The organism is Micrococcus sp. TA1, from assembly GCF_014199555.1.
In the GTDB taxonomy this organism is placed as follows: Bacteria; Actinomycetota; Actinomycetes; order Actinomycetales; family Micrococcaceae; genus Citricoccus.
This window is the reverse complement of sequence record NZ_JACHNW010000001.1, coordinates 1729859-1745700: the sequence shown is the minus strand read 5'-3', so window position 1 is coordinate 1745700 and position 15842 is coordinate 1729859. Positions and strand designations below refer to the sequence as shown.

Annotated in this window: 14 protein-coding genes; 11 read left to right on the top strand and 3 right to left on the bottom strand. The window is 71.6% G+C overall.

The window, feature by feature from the left end; all coding sequences use genetic code 11:
* Window positions 1-13: 13 nt before the first annotated feature.
* The 5 genes from trxB (at window position 14) to GGQ69_RS07575 (ending at window position 6286) form a co-directional block, all read left to right on the top strand.
* A complete protein-coding gene (trxB, locus tag GGQ69_RS07595) occupies window positions 14-1027 on the top strand; it encodes a thioredoxin-disulfide reductase (protein ID WP_183526652.1) in 1014 nt (337 codons plus the stop codon).
* Complete coding sequence (locus GGQ69_RS07590) at window positions 1020-2489, top strand: NAD(P)-binding domain-containing protein (RefSeq protein WP_221243362.1); 1470 nt, start codon at window positions 1020-1022, stop codon at window positions 2487-2489. Before trxB ends, GGQ69_RS07590 begins: the two co-directional genes overlap by 8 nt.
* Window positions 2490-2697: 208 nt before the next feature.
* Window positions 2698-3855, top strand: coding sequence for an acetyl-CoA C-acetyltransferase (locus GGQ69_RS07585; RefSeq protein ID WP_183526650.1), 1158 nt, complete (start codon window positions 2698-2700; stop codon window positions 3853-3855).
* 2 nt (window positions 3856-3857) lie between these two features.
* Window positions 3858-5498 carry a fatty acyl-CoA synthetase gene (locus tag GGQ69_RS07580; protein WP_183526647.1) on the top strand — a complete coding sequence of 547 codons (1641 nt, stop codon included), beginning with the start codon at window positions 3858-3860 and terminating at the stop codon, window positions 5496-5498.
* Window positions 5495-6286 (top strand): enoyl-CoA hydratase/isomerase family protein, encoded by a 792-nt coding sequence (locus GGQ69_RS07575; protein WP_183526644.1) that lies wholly within the window; start codon window positions 5495-5497, stop codon window positions 6284-6286. Before GGQ69_RS07580 ends, GGQ69_RS07575 begins: the two co-directional genes overlap by 4 nt.
* Here GGQ69_RS07575 and GGQ69_RS07570 read toward each other — a convergent pair.
* A complete protein-coding gene (locus GGQ69_RS07570; protein ID WP_183526642.1) occupies window positions 6271-6807 on the bottom strand; it encodes a DUF488 family protein in 537 nt (178 codons plus the stop codon). The two genes, GGQ69_RS07575 and GGQ69_RS07570, sit on opposite strands and share 16 nt — an antisense overlap.
* A gap of 88 nt (window positions 6808-6895) precedes the next feature.
* On the opposite strand from GGQ69_RS07570, the gene GGQ69_RS07565 reads away from it, so the two are divergent.
* The gene (locus GGQ69_RS07565; protein WP_183526640.1) at window positions 6896-8371 is read left to right on the top strand and encodes a peptide MFS transporter; all 1476 of its coding nucleotides are present in this window, start codon (window positions 6896-6898) and stop codon (window positions 8369-8371) included.
* 65 nt (window positions 8372-8436) lie between these two features.
* Here the strand turns inward: GGQ69_RS07565 and GGQ69_RS07560 are convergent, their stop codons facing one another.
* A complete protein-coding gene (locus tag GGQ69_RS07560) occupies window positions 8437-9570 on the bottom strand; it encodes a hypothetical protein (protein WP_255459446.1) in 1134 nt (377 codons plus the stop codon).
* A 128-nt stretch (window positions 9571-9698) separates the two neighbouring features.
* Here GGQ69_RS07560 and GGQ69_RS07555 point away from each other — a divergent pair, with 128 nt between their 5' ends.
* Window positions 9699-11042, top strand: a complete 1344-nt coding sequence (locus GGQ69_RS07555; RefSeq protein WP_183526638.1) for an MFS transporter — start codon at window positions 9699-9701, stop codon at window positions 11040-11042.
* A 14-nt stretch (window positions 11043-11056) separates the two neighbouring features.
* Entirely contained in the window at window positions 11057-11584 is a 528-nt protein-coding gene (locus tag GGQ69_RS07550) for a DinB family protein (RefSeq protein WP_255459445.1), read from the top strand.
* 102 nt (window positions 11585-11686) lie between these two features.
* On the opposite strand, the gene GGQ69_RS07545 is transcribed toward GGQ69_RS07550, so the two are convergent.
* Window positions 11687-13645, bottom strand: coding sequence for an FAD-dependent monooxygenase (locus tag GGQ69_RS07545; RefSeq protein ID WP_183526636.1), 1959 nt, complete (start codon window positions 13643-13645; stop codon window positions 11687-11689).
* A 225-nt stretch (window positions 13646-13870) separates the two neighbouring features.
* On the opposite strand from GGQ69_RS07545, the gene GGQ69_RS07540 reads away from it, so the two are divergent.
* The 3 genes from GGQ69_RS07540 (at window position 13871) to GGQ69_RS07530 (ending at window position 15743) form a co-directional block, all read left to right on the top strand.
* Window positions 13871-14770, top strand: a complete 900-nt coding sequence (locus GGQ69_RS07540) for a MarR family winged helix-turn-helix transcriptional regulator (protein ID WP_183526635.1) — start codon at window positions 13871-13873, stop codon at window positions 14768-14770.
* A gap of 65 nt (window positions 14771-14835) precedes the next feature.
* Complete coding sequence (gcvH, locus tag GGQ69_RS07535; protein ID WP_010143416.1) at window positions 14836-15222, top strand: glycine cleavage system protein GcvH; 387 nt, start codon at window positions 14836-14838, stop codon at window positions 15220-15222.
* Window positions 15223-15287: 65 nt separating this feature from the next.
* Window positions 15288-15743, top strand: coding sequence for an FHA domain-containing protein (locus tag GGQ69_RS07530; protein ID WP_010143415.1), 456 nt, complete (start codon window positions 15288-15290; stop codon window positions 15741-15743).
* Window positions 15744-15842: the final 99 nt, after the last annotated feature.

Below are 15842 nucleotides of genomic sequence, written 5' to 3'. Positions count from 1 at the left end.
GGCGAACCATCCCATGAGCACCACGACCACGGACACCACGAGCACTGAGCAGGCCACGGACCAGCTGATCATCATCGGCTCGGGTCCGGCCGGGTACACCGCCGCGATCTACGCCGCGAGGGCCGGGTTGGCCCCGCGGGTGATCGCCGGATCCGTCACCCACGGCGGGGCGCTGATGAACACCACCGAGGTGGAGAATTTCCCCGGGTTCCCCGGCGGGATCCAGGGCCCGGAGCTGATGGCCGGACTGGCGGAGCAGGCCATCCGGTTCGGGGCCATCATCGAGTACGACGACGCCGCGTCCGTGTCCCTGTCCCGGCACCTGAAGGAGGTCACCACCCTGACCGGGATGACCTACCGGGCCCCGGCGGTGATCGTGGCCACCGGTTCGGCCTACAAGGAGCTCGGCCTGCCCGAGGAGAAGAGCCTCAGCGGGCACGGGGTGTCCTGGTGCGCCACCTGTGACGGGTTCTTCTTCCGCGACCAGGACATCGTCGTCGTCGGCGGCGGGGACTCGGCCATGGAGGAGGCCCTGTTCCTCACCCGCTTCGCCCGCTCCGTCACCGTCGTGGTCCGCCGGGACGCCCTGCGGGCCTCGAAGATCATGGCCGCCCGCGCCAAGGACAATCCCAAGATCCACTTCGCCTGGAATAGCCGTGTCGCCGCGATCCACGGCGCCGACAAGGTCACCGGGGTCACCCTGACCGACACCATCACCGGGGACACCCGCGATCTCGCCGCGACCGGGGTGTTCGTGGCCATCGGCCACCTGCCCCGCACCGAACTGGTCGCCGACCAGCTGGAGCTGGACGCCGAGGGGTACATCGTCGTGGACGCCCGCACCACCCACACCAACCTGACCGGGGTCTTCGCCTGCGGGGACGCGGTGGACCACCGCTACCGCCAGGCCATCACCGCGGCCGGCACCGGCTGCGCCGCGGCCCTGGACGCCGAGCGCTACCTGGCCGCCCTGAATGATGCCGAGTCCATCGCCACCGCACTCGTCGAGGAGCCCACTCATGGCTGACACCACCATCCCCACCACCACAGCCAGCAGCTCCAGCACGACCGACATCAGCGCGGACCCCACCGGGCTTCCGGTCGTGGTCATCGGCGCCGGACCGGTGGGCCTGGCCGCCGCCGCCCACCTGGTCGAGCGCGGCCTGGACCCACTGGTCCTGGAAGCTGGCCCAGACGTCGGGGCGGCCATCCGGGCCTGGGGCCACACCCGACTGTTCTCCCCGTGGCGGTACAACGTCGACGCCGCCGCGGCCCGCCTGCTCGAGCCCACCGGATGGGTCACCCCGGACCCGGAGGCCCTGCCCACCGGGACCGAACTGGTCGAGCAGTACCTTCAGCCGTTGGCCGCCACCGAGGCCCTGGCACCCCGGATCCGCACCGGTGCCCGCGTGATCGCGGTGTCCCGGGCCGGGATGGACAAGACCCGCACCGCCGGTCGGGCCCAGACCCCGTTCCTGGTCCGCATCCAGCACGCGGACGGCACCGTGGAAGACGTGTTCGCGTCCGCGGTGATCGACGCCTCCGGCACCTGGGGCCAGCCCAACCCCTTGGGCCAGGCCGGACTGGAGGCACCCGGGGAGACCGCTGCCCGCGCGGCAGGGCGGATCACCACCGCGCTGCCGGACGTCACCGGCCGGGACCGGGCCCGGTTCGCCGGTCAGCACGTGCTGGTGGTCGGGGCCGGGCACTCGGCGGCCAACACCCTGCTCGAGCTCGGCGCCCTGGCCCAGGACGCCCCGGGCACCCGGATCTCCTGGGCGGTCCGCTCGGCCGACGTCACCCGGGTCTATGGCGGCGAGGACCGCGACGAACTGGCGGCCCGCGGGGCCCTGGGCACCCGGCTGCGCCACCTGGTGGAGACCGGGACCATCCGGGTGCACCCGTCCTTCACCATCACCGCCTTCACCACCACCGGCCTGGGGATGATGGTGCAGGCCTCCACCCCGGCCGGAGACGAACGGCTGGTGGTGGACGTGGTGGTGCCGGCCACCGGATTCCGTCCCGCACTGGGCATGCTCTCCGAGCTGCGCCTGGACCTGGACCCGGCCGTGGAGGCCCCGAGGCGACTGGGCCCGCTGATCGATCCGGAGTTCCACTCCTGCGGTTCGGTCGCGCCGCATGGGGAGAAGATGCTCGCCCATCCCGAGCCGGGGTTCTACATCGTGGGCATGAAGAGCTATGGGCGGGCGCCGACCTTCCTGATGGCCACCGGCTACGAACAGGTCCGCTCCATCGCCGCCTCCCTGGCCGGGGACCAGGCCGCCGCCAACCACGTGGAGCTGGAGCTGCCCGAGACCGGGGTGTGCTCCACCGACCTGGGCGGGTCCTGTGACGTCCCGACCCCCGTCGCCGGCACTGCCGATCAGGGCTGTTGCACTCCGGCCCCCACGACCGCATCCATCGACATCCCGCCCACACCCGCGACCGTCCCGGTGCTGCTACCCGTCCGGGCCAGCGCCTGCTGCTGACCCGCGCTCACCCTCAGCGTCCCGAACTCCACGTCGGGGGCCACCGCCGACCGGACGGGGACGCACCCACGAACCGGCCGGTAACTTTTCCTTCCCTCGCTCTGGACAGATCTCCAGTGGTTGGACATCCTCATACACGTGGGTCGGATCACACGTCGTGAGTCCCGTCGCCACTGCGTGCCGACCATCCTGACCTGGAGGAGCAATCGTGGCCGAGGCCTACATCATCGATGCCGTGCGGACCCCGGTGGGCCGGCGCGGGAAGGGCCTGGCGCAAGTCCACCCCCTGGACCTGGCCGCCGCGCCGATCGCGGAGATCGTCCGACGGGCCGGGATCGACTCGGCCGAGTATGACGAGGTGATCCTGGGGTGTATCGACCAGCTGGGTCCGCAGGCGATGGACATCGCCCGCAACGCCTGGCTGGCGGCCGGGGGCTCCGAAGCGGTGCCCGGGACCACGGTGGAGCGCCAGTGCGGTTCCGGCCAGCAGGCGGTGCACTATGCCGCCCAGGCGGTGATGTCCGGCACCAGTGACCTGGTGGTGGCCGGCGGGGTGCAGTCGATGTCCACGATCCCGCTGTCCCACGCCAACCAGGCGGCCGCGGAGTTGGGGTTCCCGGACCCGTTCACCGGGTCCGTGGGCTGGGCGGACCGGTACGGGGGCCAGGAGATCTCCCAGTTCCGGGGCGCGGAGATGATGGCCGCCCAGTGGGGGTTCAGCCGTGAGGCGCTGGAGGGGCTGGCGGTGAGTTCGCACGAGCGGGCCCTGGCCGCCCAGGCGGCGGGGCGCTTCGAGCGGGAGATCATCCCGGTGCCCCAGGCGCCGGGGGTCACCGCGGACGAGGGTCCCCGGGTCCCGGACGTGGCGAAGATGGCCTCGCTGGAGCCGATCGTGCCCGGCGGGCTGCACACCGCCGCGTCCGCCTCGCAGATGTCCGACGGGGCCGCGGCCCTGCTCATCGCCTCCGAGGCCGCCGTGGAGCGGTACGGTCTGAGCCCGCGGGCCAGGATCCACCACGTCTCGGCCCGGGGCGATGACCCGGTGATGATGCTCTCGGCCCCGATCCGTGCCACCCGGCACGCCCTGGAACGGACCGGGATGAGCCTCGATGACCTGGACGTGATCGAGATCAACGAGGCGTTCGCCGCCGTGGTGCTGGCATGGGCCCACGAGACGGGGGCCGACATGACCCGGGTGAACGTCAACGGCGGGGCGATGGCCCTGGGCCACCCGATCGGGGCCACCGGGGCCCGGCTGATGACCTCGATGCTGCACGAACTAGAACGCACCGGCGGCCGCTACGGGCTGCAGACCATGTGCGAGGGCGGCGGCCAGGCCAACGTCACCATCATCGAGAGGCTCTGACCATGACATCGACCGACACCGACACCGAGACCGGCAGGGGCGTGGGGGCGGCCGTCCAGCAGGCCCAGCAGAACACGGTGGGTGCCCTGGTGCGCCGCGCCGTGTCCACCTTCGGCGACACCGTCGCGCTGCGGTTCCAGGACCGTCACTGGAGCTACCGCGACCTGGGGGCGGCCGTGGACCGCGTGGGCCACCGGTTGAGGGACCTCGGGCTCGCACCGGGGGACCGGGTGGCGGCCTACGGGGTGAACTCGGACGCGTACCTCGTGCTGTTCCTGGCCTGCGCCCAGGCGGGCGTGGTCCACGTCCCGGTGAACTTCGCCCTCAAGGGCGGTGAGCTCGCCTACATCCTGGAGGACTCCGGGGCGCGGGTGATCGTGGCGGACAACGCCCTGGCCCCGCTGGTCCGCGAGGTCCTGGACGGGGGCCGTGCGGCCGGCGTCGAGACCGTCCTGCCGATGTTCCCCGGTTCCGGCACGGGGCAGCAGTCCCTCCTGGAGACCGCTGAGGGCGAGGGACCCGGCTCCGGCCCGGGTGCGGGGGCGGAGCCCGGCACGGGCCCGGTCGAGACGGACCTGCTCCAGCTGCTGTACACCTCGGGGACGACGTCGGCCCCGAAGGGGGCGATGATGACCCACCGGGCGCTGATGGCCGAGTACGTCTCCTCGGTCATCGCCCTGGACTTCACGGCCGAGGACCGGCCGCTGGTGGCGATGCCGTTGTACCACTCGGCGGCCATGCACGTGTTCCTGTTGCCGTATCTCTCCCTGGGGGCCACGGTGCGCCTGCTGGCCAAGCCGGACGTGCCGGAGATCCTGCGCTACGTGGAGGAGGAGCACATCGGCTCCCTGTTCCTGGCCCCCACGGTGTGGGTACCGCTGTCCAACCATCCCGAGCTGGACACCCGTGACCTGTCCTCCCTGACGAAGGCCCAGTACGGGGCCTCGATCATGCCCGTGACCGTGCTGGGCCGGCTGCGGTCCCGGTTCCCGGGACTGGGGTTCTACAACTGTTTCGGCCAGTCCGAGCTGGGCCCGTTGTGCACCGTGCTGCGCCCGGAGGAGCACCACGCCCGACCGGCCTCCTGCGGGCGGCCGGTCTACCTCGTCGAGGCCCGGGTGGTCACCGCCGAGGGGCGCGTGGCCGAACCCGGCGAGCCCGGGGAGATCCAGTACCGCTCCCCCCAGCTGATGGACGGGTACTGGAACAAGCCCGAGGCCACCGCCGAGGCCTTCTCCGAGGGCTGGTTCCGCTCCGGGGACCAGGTCACCCGGGACGCCCAGGGGTACATCCAGGTGGTGGACCGCATCAAGGACGTGATCAACACCGGCGGGGTCATGGTGGCTCCACGGGAGGTCGAGGACTGCATCTACGAGCTCGACGAGGTGGCCGAGGTGGCCGTCATCGGCCTGCCCGACGAGCGCTGGATAGAGGCCATCACCGCGGTCGTGGTCCTCAAGGACGGTGCCGCCCTGACCGCCGAGGCCGTGCGAGCGCAAGTCAGGGACCGGATCGCCGACTACAAGGTGCCCAAGCGCGTGGACTTCGTCGCCGAACTGCCCCGCAACCAGTCCGGCAAGCTCCTCAAGCGCGAACTGCGTGCCGAGCGCACCGAGACCCCGGTGCCGAGGGTGCAGTCGTGACGTCGCCGCTGCGGGTCGAACGCCGCTCGGGGGTGGTCCGGCTCGTCCTGGACCGCGTCGCCGCCGGCAACGCCCTCGACGAGCCCCTCGCGGAGGCCCTGGTCACGGAACTCGAACGCGCCGAGGCAGATCCCCGGGTCCAGGTGCTGACCGTGACGGGCCGCGACCGCTTCTTCTGCGCTGGCGGTGACGTCCGATCCATGGCCTCGGTGCCGGCCGGGGAGCGGCACGAGCTCCTGCTGTCCCTGGCGACGGCGACGAGCACCCTGATGACCGCCCTGTCCCGCACGCGGTTGCTGGTGGTCGCCGGGGTCAACGGCGCCACGGCCGGGGCCGGCCTGGGCCTGCTGCTCGCCGCGGACTGGGTACTGACCAGCGACGAGGCGAAGATCGTCGGGGCCTTCGCCGGCGTCGGGCTCACCCCGGACACCGGGGTGTCCTACCTGCTGCCGCGTACCGTCGGATATCACCGGGCGGTTGAGCTGACCCTGGGTGGACGCCGGCTGGGCGGGGCGGAGGCCGTGGAGTGGGGGCTGGCCAGCCAGTCCGTCCCGGCCGCCGGCTTCGCCCGCCGGCTGACGGAGGCCGAGGACGCGTTCGCGGCCAACGCGGACCACGTGGTCGGCCCCACCAAGGCACTGCTCCGCGCCGGTCGCTACGGGGCGGACTGGGAGGAGCACCTGCGCGCGGAGGCGCGGAGCGTGGCGCGGTCGAGCACGCACCCGGAGAGCGTCCGCCTCGTGGACCGGTTCGCCGCGCCGGCGCCGGCGGCTCACCGCGCGGGGTAGGTGACCCGGCCGCCGTCGGGATCCACCACGGCACCGGCGGTGAGCTGGGCCGGGGGAGCCTTGCCCGGTTCCATGAGGTGGTGCACGGCCTCGCCCGCCGCGAGCAGGTGGTCGGCGATGATCCGGCGATGACACCGCCACCACACCGCCTCCGAGCACATCACCGCCGCCGTCCGCTCGGCACCCCACGCCCGCAGCTCGGCCAGTCCCGTCCTGAACTCCTCCGACAGGGCGTGGTCCGCATAGTTGTGGAAGCTGCGGTTCTCCCAGAAGCCGTTGACCTCCTCCGGGACGGACCGGTCGCGTGACCGCCGGCCGCCGAGGGAGGCCAGGCGCCGGTACTCGATGCCCGTCCCGGACAGGGATGCCGCGAGGACCTCCTGGTCGAAGTGCGGGTAGCGGCGCGAACCGGGCAGTCGCCGCACGTCCACGAGCAACCGGACGTCCACCGAGCGCAGCAGGTCCAGGAACTCCTCCAGCGTCCGGGTCGAGTGACCGACGGTGTAGAACGGAAAGTCCATGCCCCGAATCTAACGTCCCCGGCCGTCAGGTCCAGCGGGTCCATCAGGTGAACTTGCACTTGCCAGAGGAGAGGAGGAAAGTGTATGGGTGCATTCTCCAGAAACCATCGAACCCACCGCCGCTGAGCGGAACCCCTCGGGCAGGACGTTCTTCGGCCAGCCGGGCCCGCTCGCCAACCTGTTCAGCGTCGAGTTGTGGGAGCGCTTCTCGTTCTACGGGATGCAGGGCATCCTGCTCATCTACATGTACTTCACGGTCGCCGAGGGCGGCCTGGGGATCGACGAGGCGGTGGCCACCGGCATCGTCGGTGCCTACGGCGGCATGGTCTACGTGTTCTGCATCATCGGCGGCTGGGTGGCCGACCGGCTGCTGGGCTCGGAACGGACGATGTTCATCAGCGGGGTGCTCATCATGTGCGGGCACATCGCGCTGGCCCTGGTCCCGGGCGTCCCCGGGCTCGCGCTGGGCCTGGTCCTGGTGGGGCTCGGTTCGGGCGGGCTGAAGGCGAACGTCGCCAACCTGGTCGGCAACCTCTACACGCGGGCCGATCCGCGGCGCGACGCAGGGTTCTCCATCTTCTACATGGGCATCAACATCGGTGGCCTGGTCGGGCCCCTGCTGACCGGCTGGACCGCCCAGACCTGGGGTTTCCACGTCGGCTTCGGACTGGCGGCCGTGGGCATGGCCATCGGCCTGACCCAGTACGCGCTGACCCGCAAGAGCCTGCCGGAGCACGTCCACCACGTGCCCAGCCCGCTGCCGCGCAGCCAGTACGGCCGGTGGATCGGCATCACCGTCGTGGCCCTGGCGGTGATCGCGGTGGCCGTGGCCACCGGGCTCGTCAACGCCGCGAACCTGGCCGACGTCGTCGTCGTCCTCTCCGTGGTGGCCGCGATCGCGATCTTCGCGGTCATCCTCACGTCGGCCAAGACCACCGGCGAGGAGCGCAGTCGCGTGCTGGCCTTCATTCCGCTGTTCATCGGCTCGGCCGCCTTCTTCGCCCTGTTCCAGCAGCAGTTCACCGTCATCACCCTCTACTCGGACACGCGGCTCGACCGCATGCTGGGCGACTGGGAGATGCCGATCCCGTGGGTGCAGTCCTTCAACCCGTTCTTCATCATCCTGCTGGCCCCCGTCTTCGCCGCACTGTGGACGAAGCTGGGCCGCCGCCAGCCCAACACCCCGGTCAAGTTCGGGGTGGGCATCGCCCTGATGGGCGCCGCCTTCCTGCTGTTCCTGCCGATGGTCGGCACGGGAGCGGTACCGGTGCTGTGGATCGGGTTCATCATGCTGGTGGCCACCATGGGTGAGCTCATGGTCTCCCCGGTGGGGTTGTCCCTGTCCACCAAGCTCGCGCCCGCGGCGTTCCCGGTGATGATGGTGGCCCTGTACAACCTCTCGGTGGCCCTGGGCACCGCGCTGTCCGGCGCGCTCGCCGGCTACTACACCGCCGAGACGGAGGGCACCTACTTCGGGATCCTCGGTGCCGTGACCATCGCGATCGGCGTGGTCATGCTGGTTATTTCCCGTCCGGTGCACCGGGCCATGCGCGGAGTCCACTGACCTGCCGAGCGGGGAGGGCGGGTGCCGACCGGGACGATCCGGTCAGCACCCGCCCTCGGCGCGGCTCAGGCCGGTGAACGGAACGTCGCCGCGATCAGGGCGCCGTCGGGAAGGTCTGCCGAGCGGACGGCCTTGACGGTTCCGCCGGTACGCAGTACCCGGGCCGCGACCTCGTCCGCCAGGCCGTAGGTGTGGGCGCTGGGCTCCTCCGCGACAGTCACCTCGCCGTACTCGTCGATGGTGCCCTCGCGTTCGGCCGCGAGATCGAACAGCAGCACGTCCACCCGGCCCGCGGTCGCCGCCCTGGCGATCTCCCGCAGCTTGGCACTGGCCCGGCCATGGGCGCGCTGCGTGCCGAAGCGCTCGCGCCAGGCGGCCAGCTGGGTGGCGTAGTTGCGGTCCAGCACCTCACGGCCGCGCTTCCCCAGGTCCTCCAGGGACAGCGAGGCCGGGTTGACGCCGATGCCCTCCTCCACGAGCCGCTGGTAGGTGTTGACCTCCCGGTAGGCCGGTTCCAGGTCGGGGCTGGCCGCCAGCACCAGCGGGTGGGCGGACCCGTTGATCTGGCGCAGGACCGCCTCCTGGACGGTCGAGCAGTAGTCACGGCGCTGGACCTTGGGCCGCTGGTTCCCGTCCGCGCGCTGGCGGTCCATGCGGCCCTCGTTGTCGGCGGTCTGCAGTTCGAGGCCGAGGTCGTCGGGCAGCCCGGTCAGCGGCACCTCATGGCAGGAGGCGTCGGCCTCCAGGGCCAGCAGCCGCACCGATCCCTTCGTCAGTGCCAGCACGTACCCGCTGTGGGCGAAGGTCGTGGCCCGGATGAGGGGGCCGACGTCGAACCGGTCGCCGACGCTGCAGTGACTGTTCAGGTTGTTCATGAGCCGGAAGGCGCGCAACCCCGACGGCGAGACGAACACCGCGATGGAGCGCGCCTGGGTGGACCAGAAGTCCCGGTCCTCCTCCAGTGCGGCCACCTCGGCGCTGACGCGCTCCCGGTCCTCGGCGGGCACGGACCCGGGCAGCGTGGCCAGAGCCTCCGTGGCCATCGTGCGCAGGGCCACCTGGGCCGCCTCGGGGTTCCGGCCGATCGGCGCCCGGGCGTCGTCGGCCCCGGACGACGCAACATACAACGACACGCTCGCGGCGTGCCGGTGCTGCGTGAGCTCGGCGAAGTCTTCTGCTGAGGGAATGTCGATGCTCATGGGGACACGGTACCCACGTGTGACCAAAAGCACACCTGATTCCGGAGATTCCATGCCCGGTTCTGCCGACTCGGCACCACGACGTCGGCCCGTCGCCCCCGGCCCACCGGTGGGCGTACGCTGTGCGCATGCAGACGCGCCCGGTGCGTACGGCGGGGGAGCGCAACCGCACCTTCGCCGGCATCCTGGCCAACACTGCCCTGGCCAACCTCACCACCAGCTACCTGTGGTTCGCCATCACCTTCTGGATCTACCTCGAGACGCGGAACGTGATCGCCACGGGGGTGATCGGCGGCGCCTACATGCTGCTGCTGGCCGCCACCGGGATCAGCTTCGGCACCTACGTGGACCGGTTCCGCAAGCTTCCGGTGATGCGGTTCGCGGGAGCCGTCACGCTGGCGATGTTCGCCGTGGCCGGACTGTTGTTCCTGGTGGCACCGGCCGAGGAGCGCAGCGCCCTGGACCGCCCGTGGTTCTGGGCGTTCGCCCTGTCCGTCCTGGCGGGGGCCGTCGTCGAGAACCTGCGGAACATCGCGCTGTCGACCACCGTCACCCTGCTCATCGACCAGGACCGGCGGGCCAACGCCAACGGCTACGTGGGCATGGTGCAGGGGCTGGCCTTCATCGCCACCTCCGTCCTGTCCGGGCTCTCGATCGGGTTGCTGGGGATGGGCCCGACCGTGCTGGTCGCCGTCGTCCTCTCGGCCCTGGCCCTGGCCCACCTGGCGATCCTGCGCCTGCCCGAGGAGGCCGCACCGGCTCCCTCCGACGCCCACGGGGGGTTCGACCTCGCGGGCGCCTGGTCCGCGATCCGGGACATTCCGGGCATGGTCGCGCTGATCCTGTTCACGACGTTCAACAACTTCATCGGCGGCGTGTACCTGGCCCTGATGGACCCCTACGGCCTGGAACTGTTCACGGTCGAGCTCTGGGGCGCCTGGTTCGCCCTCGGAGCCACGGGCTTCATCCTCGGCGGGGTCCTCGTCGGACGCCTCGGGCTGGGGCCCAACCCCATCCGCACCCTGTTGGGCATCGTCGCGATCATGGGGGTGATCGGTTCGCTGTTCACCATCCGGGAGTGGGGGTGGCTGTACGTCCTGGGCATCTGGCTGTACATGCTCGGCATCCCGGCCGTGGAGGCCGCGGAGCAGACCGTCATCCAGAAGGTCGTGCCGCTGCACCGCCAGGGACGGGTCTTCGGGTTCGCCGCGGCCGTCGAGTCGGCGGCGGCACCCGTGACGGCCTTCGTGGTGGCCCCGATCGCGGAGGTCTGGATCATCCCCTTCGCCCGGGGTGCCGAGGGCGGCGCGGCCCTGGAACCACTGCTGGGCACGGGGACGGCCCGGGGGATCGCGCTCGTCTTCCTCGTCGCGGGACTGGTCATGGTCCTCGCGGCGGTGGTGGCGTGGCGGTCGCCGGCCTATCACCGGATCTCGGCCGCCTACGCCGGACCCGTGCCGGCCCGGTCCTGACGGGGAGCCCGCCCATGGACCAGACTGGCGCCATGGACGCCACCGACATCCTCACCGACCTGGCCCGCAGGCCCCTCGACCAGCTCGACCTGTTCTGGGGTGAGGTGCACCCCACCCGGCTCAATGCGCATCCCGGTGGGCACCCGAACTCGATCGCCTGGCTCGTCTGGCATGCCGGCCGCGAGACCGACGCCCAGGTCGCCGCGCTCGCCGGCGTCGAGGAGACGTGGACCGCAGGGGACTGGCCCGGCCGCTTCGGGCCGACGGTGCCGGCCGAGGGCCACGGCTTCGGTCACTCGTCGGCCGAGGCCCGCGCCGTCGTCGTGACGGACAAGGGCCTGCTCCGGGACTACCTCGCCGCGGTCACGGGGGCCGCGACGGGTTACCTGGGCCGGCTGCGGTCCGACGACCTCGGCGTGGTCGTCGACGAGGGCTGGCACCCGCCGGTCACGCGGGGGGCGCGCCTGGTCAGCATCTTCGCCGATGCGCTCCAACACGTGGGCCAGGCAGCCTACGTGGCGGGAATGCCGGACGGCGACTGAGCCCGCGGCGCCGTCTCCCGTGCCGGTGGACACCGGGCGGGTGCGCCGAGGGCCGGCCCGCCACGGGGCGGGCCGGCCCTCACGGGTGACGCCGGAAAGGGGTCAGGACTGCTCGACCATGAAGGCCGCGAAGAACCCGGCGAGTTCCTCGTGGGCCTCCAGCGGCATCACCTGCGCGATGTACTGGTCCGGTCGGACGACCACGAGGGCACCGCGCTCGCGGTCGATGCCGCGCAGGTCGTAGATGTCCTGCGTGGCCGTCAGCCCGGGCACGTCACCGAGCAGGCGGCCGTTGGTCCGCTCCGCCGAGAACACCTTCTCGTAGTCGCGCAGGCCGAACCTCCCCTTCGCGGGGAGCAGGAACTGCGGGAGGGCGTTCAGGTCGACGTCCAGGTGCTCCTGCTGCAGGATCGCGCGGACGTCGAACACGGCGTCGTCGGCCCAGCCGGCCGGGGTGAAGCGGCGGACGGGGGAGGAGGCGGACTCGTCCAGGAAGGTGATGAGCCCGCGCAGCGCCGAGCCCTCGGACCCGGCGTCCGCGGCGTCGGCGAAGGCGTACAGGCGCCACCGGCCGTCGGCCTCGTGCACGTGGCCCAACTGTTCGGGCTTGGCATCGGCCACCCGGATGACCGGGGCCGAGTGGAAGCGGGTCCCGACCTCGAACCCGGTGGCGAGGTCCTGGTGTGCCGTCCCGCCGGTCAGCAGGGACTGGCGGTACACGGTGGACAGGCCGGCGGTGAACACGCCTCCGGCCACGAAGTGGGCCTCGACGTCCGTGGCGGCCACCCCGCCGGCCTCGGGGTGGTCGGGGTCCGCGACCTTGGAGCCCATCATCCTCGACCAGCGCTTGTCGAAGTCGATGAGGTCCTGGGCGATCGTCTGGCGCTCCTCGGAGTAGGTGGTGAGCAGCGACTTCGGGGACCGGCCCTGCAGGACCGCGGCGAGCTTCCAGCCCAGGTTGTAGGTGTCCTGCATGGAGACGTTCATGCCCTGGCCGGCCTTGGCCGAGTGGGTGTGGCAGGCGTCGCCGGCGATGAACACGCGGGGGTCGCGGCTGCCGGGCTCGGTGACGTCGTCGAAGCCGTCCGTGACACGCTGGCCCACCTCGTAGACGCTCCACCACGCCACGTCGCGGGCGTCCAGGGTGTACGGACGGATGGCCTTCTGCGCCGCCGAGAGGATGTCCTCGTAGGTGGTGCGGTCCCGGATGCTGCGGTCACCCTCGGGGATGTCGCCGAGGTCCACGTAGTAGCGCACCAGGTGCCCACCCTCGCGGGGGATCTGGAGGAGCGCGCCGCTCGAGGACTGCATGACCGCCTTCTTGCGCACGTCCGGGAAGTCGGTCACGGGCAGGATGTCCATGACGCCCCAGGCGTGGTTCTGGGCGTCCCCGTGCAGGGCGCGGCCGATCGAGGTGCGGATCGCCGAGCGGGCGCCGTCGCAGCCCACCACGTAGCGCGCCCTGACCGTGCGGGTCACGCCGGTGCCCTTGCCGTGCTCGTCCGTCTCCTCGAGGGTCACGGTGACGAGTGCCTCCGGGTCCTCGGGGACCTCGACGCCCAGGGCCTTGTAGCCGTAGTCGACCTCGAGCCGGGAGGGGGACTTGGCGGCCTTCTCCAGCAGCATCTCCTGCATCCGGGCCTGGTTGACGATGACGTGGGGGTACTCGCTCAGCCCGTCGGCGACGTCCTGGACCCGGCCGGTGCGGGCGATGCCCGTGCGGTCCGCGGAGTCGGGGGACCAGAAGGTGGTCTCGTTGACCCAGTAGGCCTCGTTCACCAGCGTGGATGCGAGCCCGAAGGCGTCGAACATCTCGACGGTCCGGCAGGACACGCCGTCGGCCTGGCCCACCGGCAGCGGGCCCTGACGGCGTTCCACTACGCGCGTGGTGATCTCGGGGAACTCGGCCAGCTGGGCGGCCAGGACGGTGCCGGCGGGCCCGGTGCCCACGACGAGGACGTCCACCTCCTCGGGCAGGGGGCCCTGCCCTCCCTCACGACCGGTGGCCGCGGGCTGGATGGTGGGGTCGCCGTAGCGGTAGCCGTTCAGGTGATATTGCATGAGGCTCCTTCTCGCCGGAGGGGACAGGTGCGTGGCGGGGTGCCCACCAATCGTCCGTGTGCTGAATGATTCCGTGGCGATCATAACGCAGTCGCGTGACTGGAGCCACAGTATGCTGGGGCGGTCGCATCCGCACCCGTCGTCCGGCGAGGTCCGGGCGCCCGGCGGTGCATCGTCCGCCTACGCATGGACGCGGCAGATGGAACCTACTCGGAAAGGCAGTGCATGGTGGCGACGGAAGGGGACGGGCGGGACCGGGGCCCGGGGAGGGGGGCACTTGTCGGACACCTGTTGCGCCGGTGCCAGCAGGTGCACAACGTCCTGTGGTCCGAGGAGGTCGGCTCGACGCTCACCCCCTCCCAGTACTCCCTCCTGGCCACCCTCACGGCAGCGGACGACGGCCTGGACCAGAACACGATCGGCCTCCGGGCCGGGCTTGACCGGTCCACCACGGCGGGGATCGTGCGACGGCTCCGGGACCAGGGGTGGATCCGGCAGTCCCGGGACCCCCGCGACGGCCGCCGGCAGGTCATCACGCTGACCGCGCCCTCCGGCGCGGCGCTGGCGGGACTCGCCGCGCCCGTGGCACGTGTCCAGTCACGCTTCCTGGAGCCCCTGCCGTCCGGGGCCCGAGGCTGGTTCACGGCACGACTGGCGCTGGTGGCCGACGTCGGTCCGTCGGGCCGGGACCGCCGGCCCGGTCACCTGATCCGGCTGGCCCAGCAGCGGCACTCGGTGCTGTGGTCCGAGGAGGTGGGCGGGCAGCTCACCGGTCCCCAGTTCGCGGTGCTGGACGAGCTCCGGCGGGCCGGGGGGATGGGGCAGGGCGCGCTGGCCGAGGCCTCGGCGGTCGACCGTTCCAGCGCCTCGGACGTGCTGGGTCGGCTGGAGGCGCGCGGCTGGACGCAGCGGACGGCCGATCCGTTCGACCGGCGGACCCGCCAGGTGGCGCTGACCCCGGCCGGCCGAGCACTCCTGGAGGGAGTCGACCCCTTGGTCCTGCGCGTCCAGGAGCGCATCCTGGCGCCGGTGCCGGAAGGGGAGCGGGAGCGCCTGGTGACCCTGTTGGGGCGCGTCGCCGAGGGTGGCCGGACGCCATTGGCGCCCGGCACGGGACCCCAGTAGTCTCAGTGCTGTACCGCGTGGACCCGCTCAGGACGGTCCAGCGTCCCCGATCACCTGGAGGAATCATGAGCAACATCCCCGACGGGCTTCGTTACAGTGCCGAGCACGAGTGGGTCTCCGGTCCCGACGCGGACGGCGTGGTCCGCATCGGCATCACCGACTTCGCCCAGGACGCCCTCGGCGACGTGGTCTACGTGGACCTGCCGGAGGTCGGCACGGAGATCGAGGCGGAGTCGACCGTGGGCGAGGTGGAGTCCACCAAGTCCGTCAGCGACCTGTTCGCGCCCGTCACGGGGACCGTCACGGCCCGTAACGAGGAGCTCGACGCCGATCCCGCCAAGCTCAACGCCGACCCCTACGGCGAGGGCTGGCTCATGGAGGTCTCGGTGAAGGACCCGGCGCAGGTCGAGGCCCTGCTCGATGCAGAGGGCTACCGTCAGCAGGTAGGCTAGTCAGGTCACGGAAGCACTACGTCCGGCCCGCCGCAGAGCGGGTCGGACACCACCTCGGAGGAGCAATGTCAGGCACCCAGCACCCGGGCGGCAGGGAACCGGGTACCGAGCCAGAGGCGCAGACCACCAGCATCGGACTGCCTGACCTCGGCGGTCCGGTCGATCGCGCGCTCGACGCGGAGGACCGCGCTGCGATCAACGCCCTGCCCATCGGCTCGGCCCTGCTGGTGGCCCACGCCGGCCCGAACCAGGGGGCACGGTTCCTGCTGGACCAGGACGTGACCACCACGGGACGTCACCCGAACGCGGACATCTTCCTCGATGACGTCACCGTCTCCCGCAAGCACGCCGAGTTCCGCCGTCAGGGAGAGGGCTTCGTCGTCGTCGACTCCGGTTCGCTCAACGGCACCTACGTGAACCACGACCGGGTGGACTCGGTGGCCCTGCGCTCGGGGATGGAAGTGCAGATCGGCAAGTTCAGGCTGACGTTCTACGCCGGCACCCAGCGGCTCAGCGCCTGACCCGGGCCGGATCAGACCGACGAACGCCACCGAAAGAAGACCCGAGGAACCCTCCGTGACCGCAGCAGCCTCCCGCCGCACCGTCTCGACCGCCAGGAC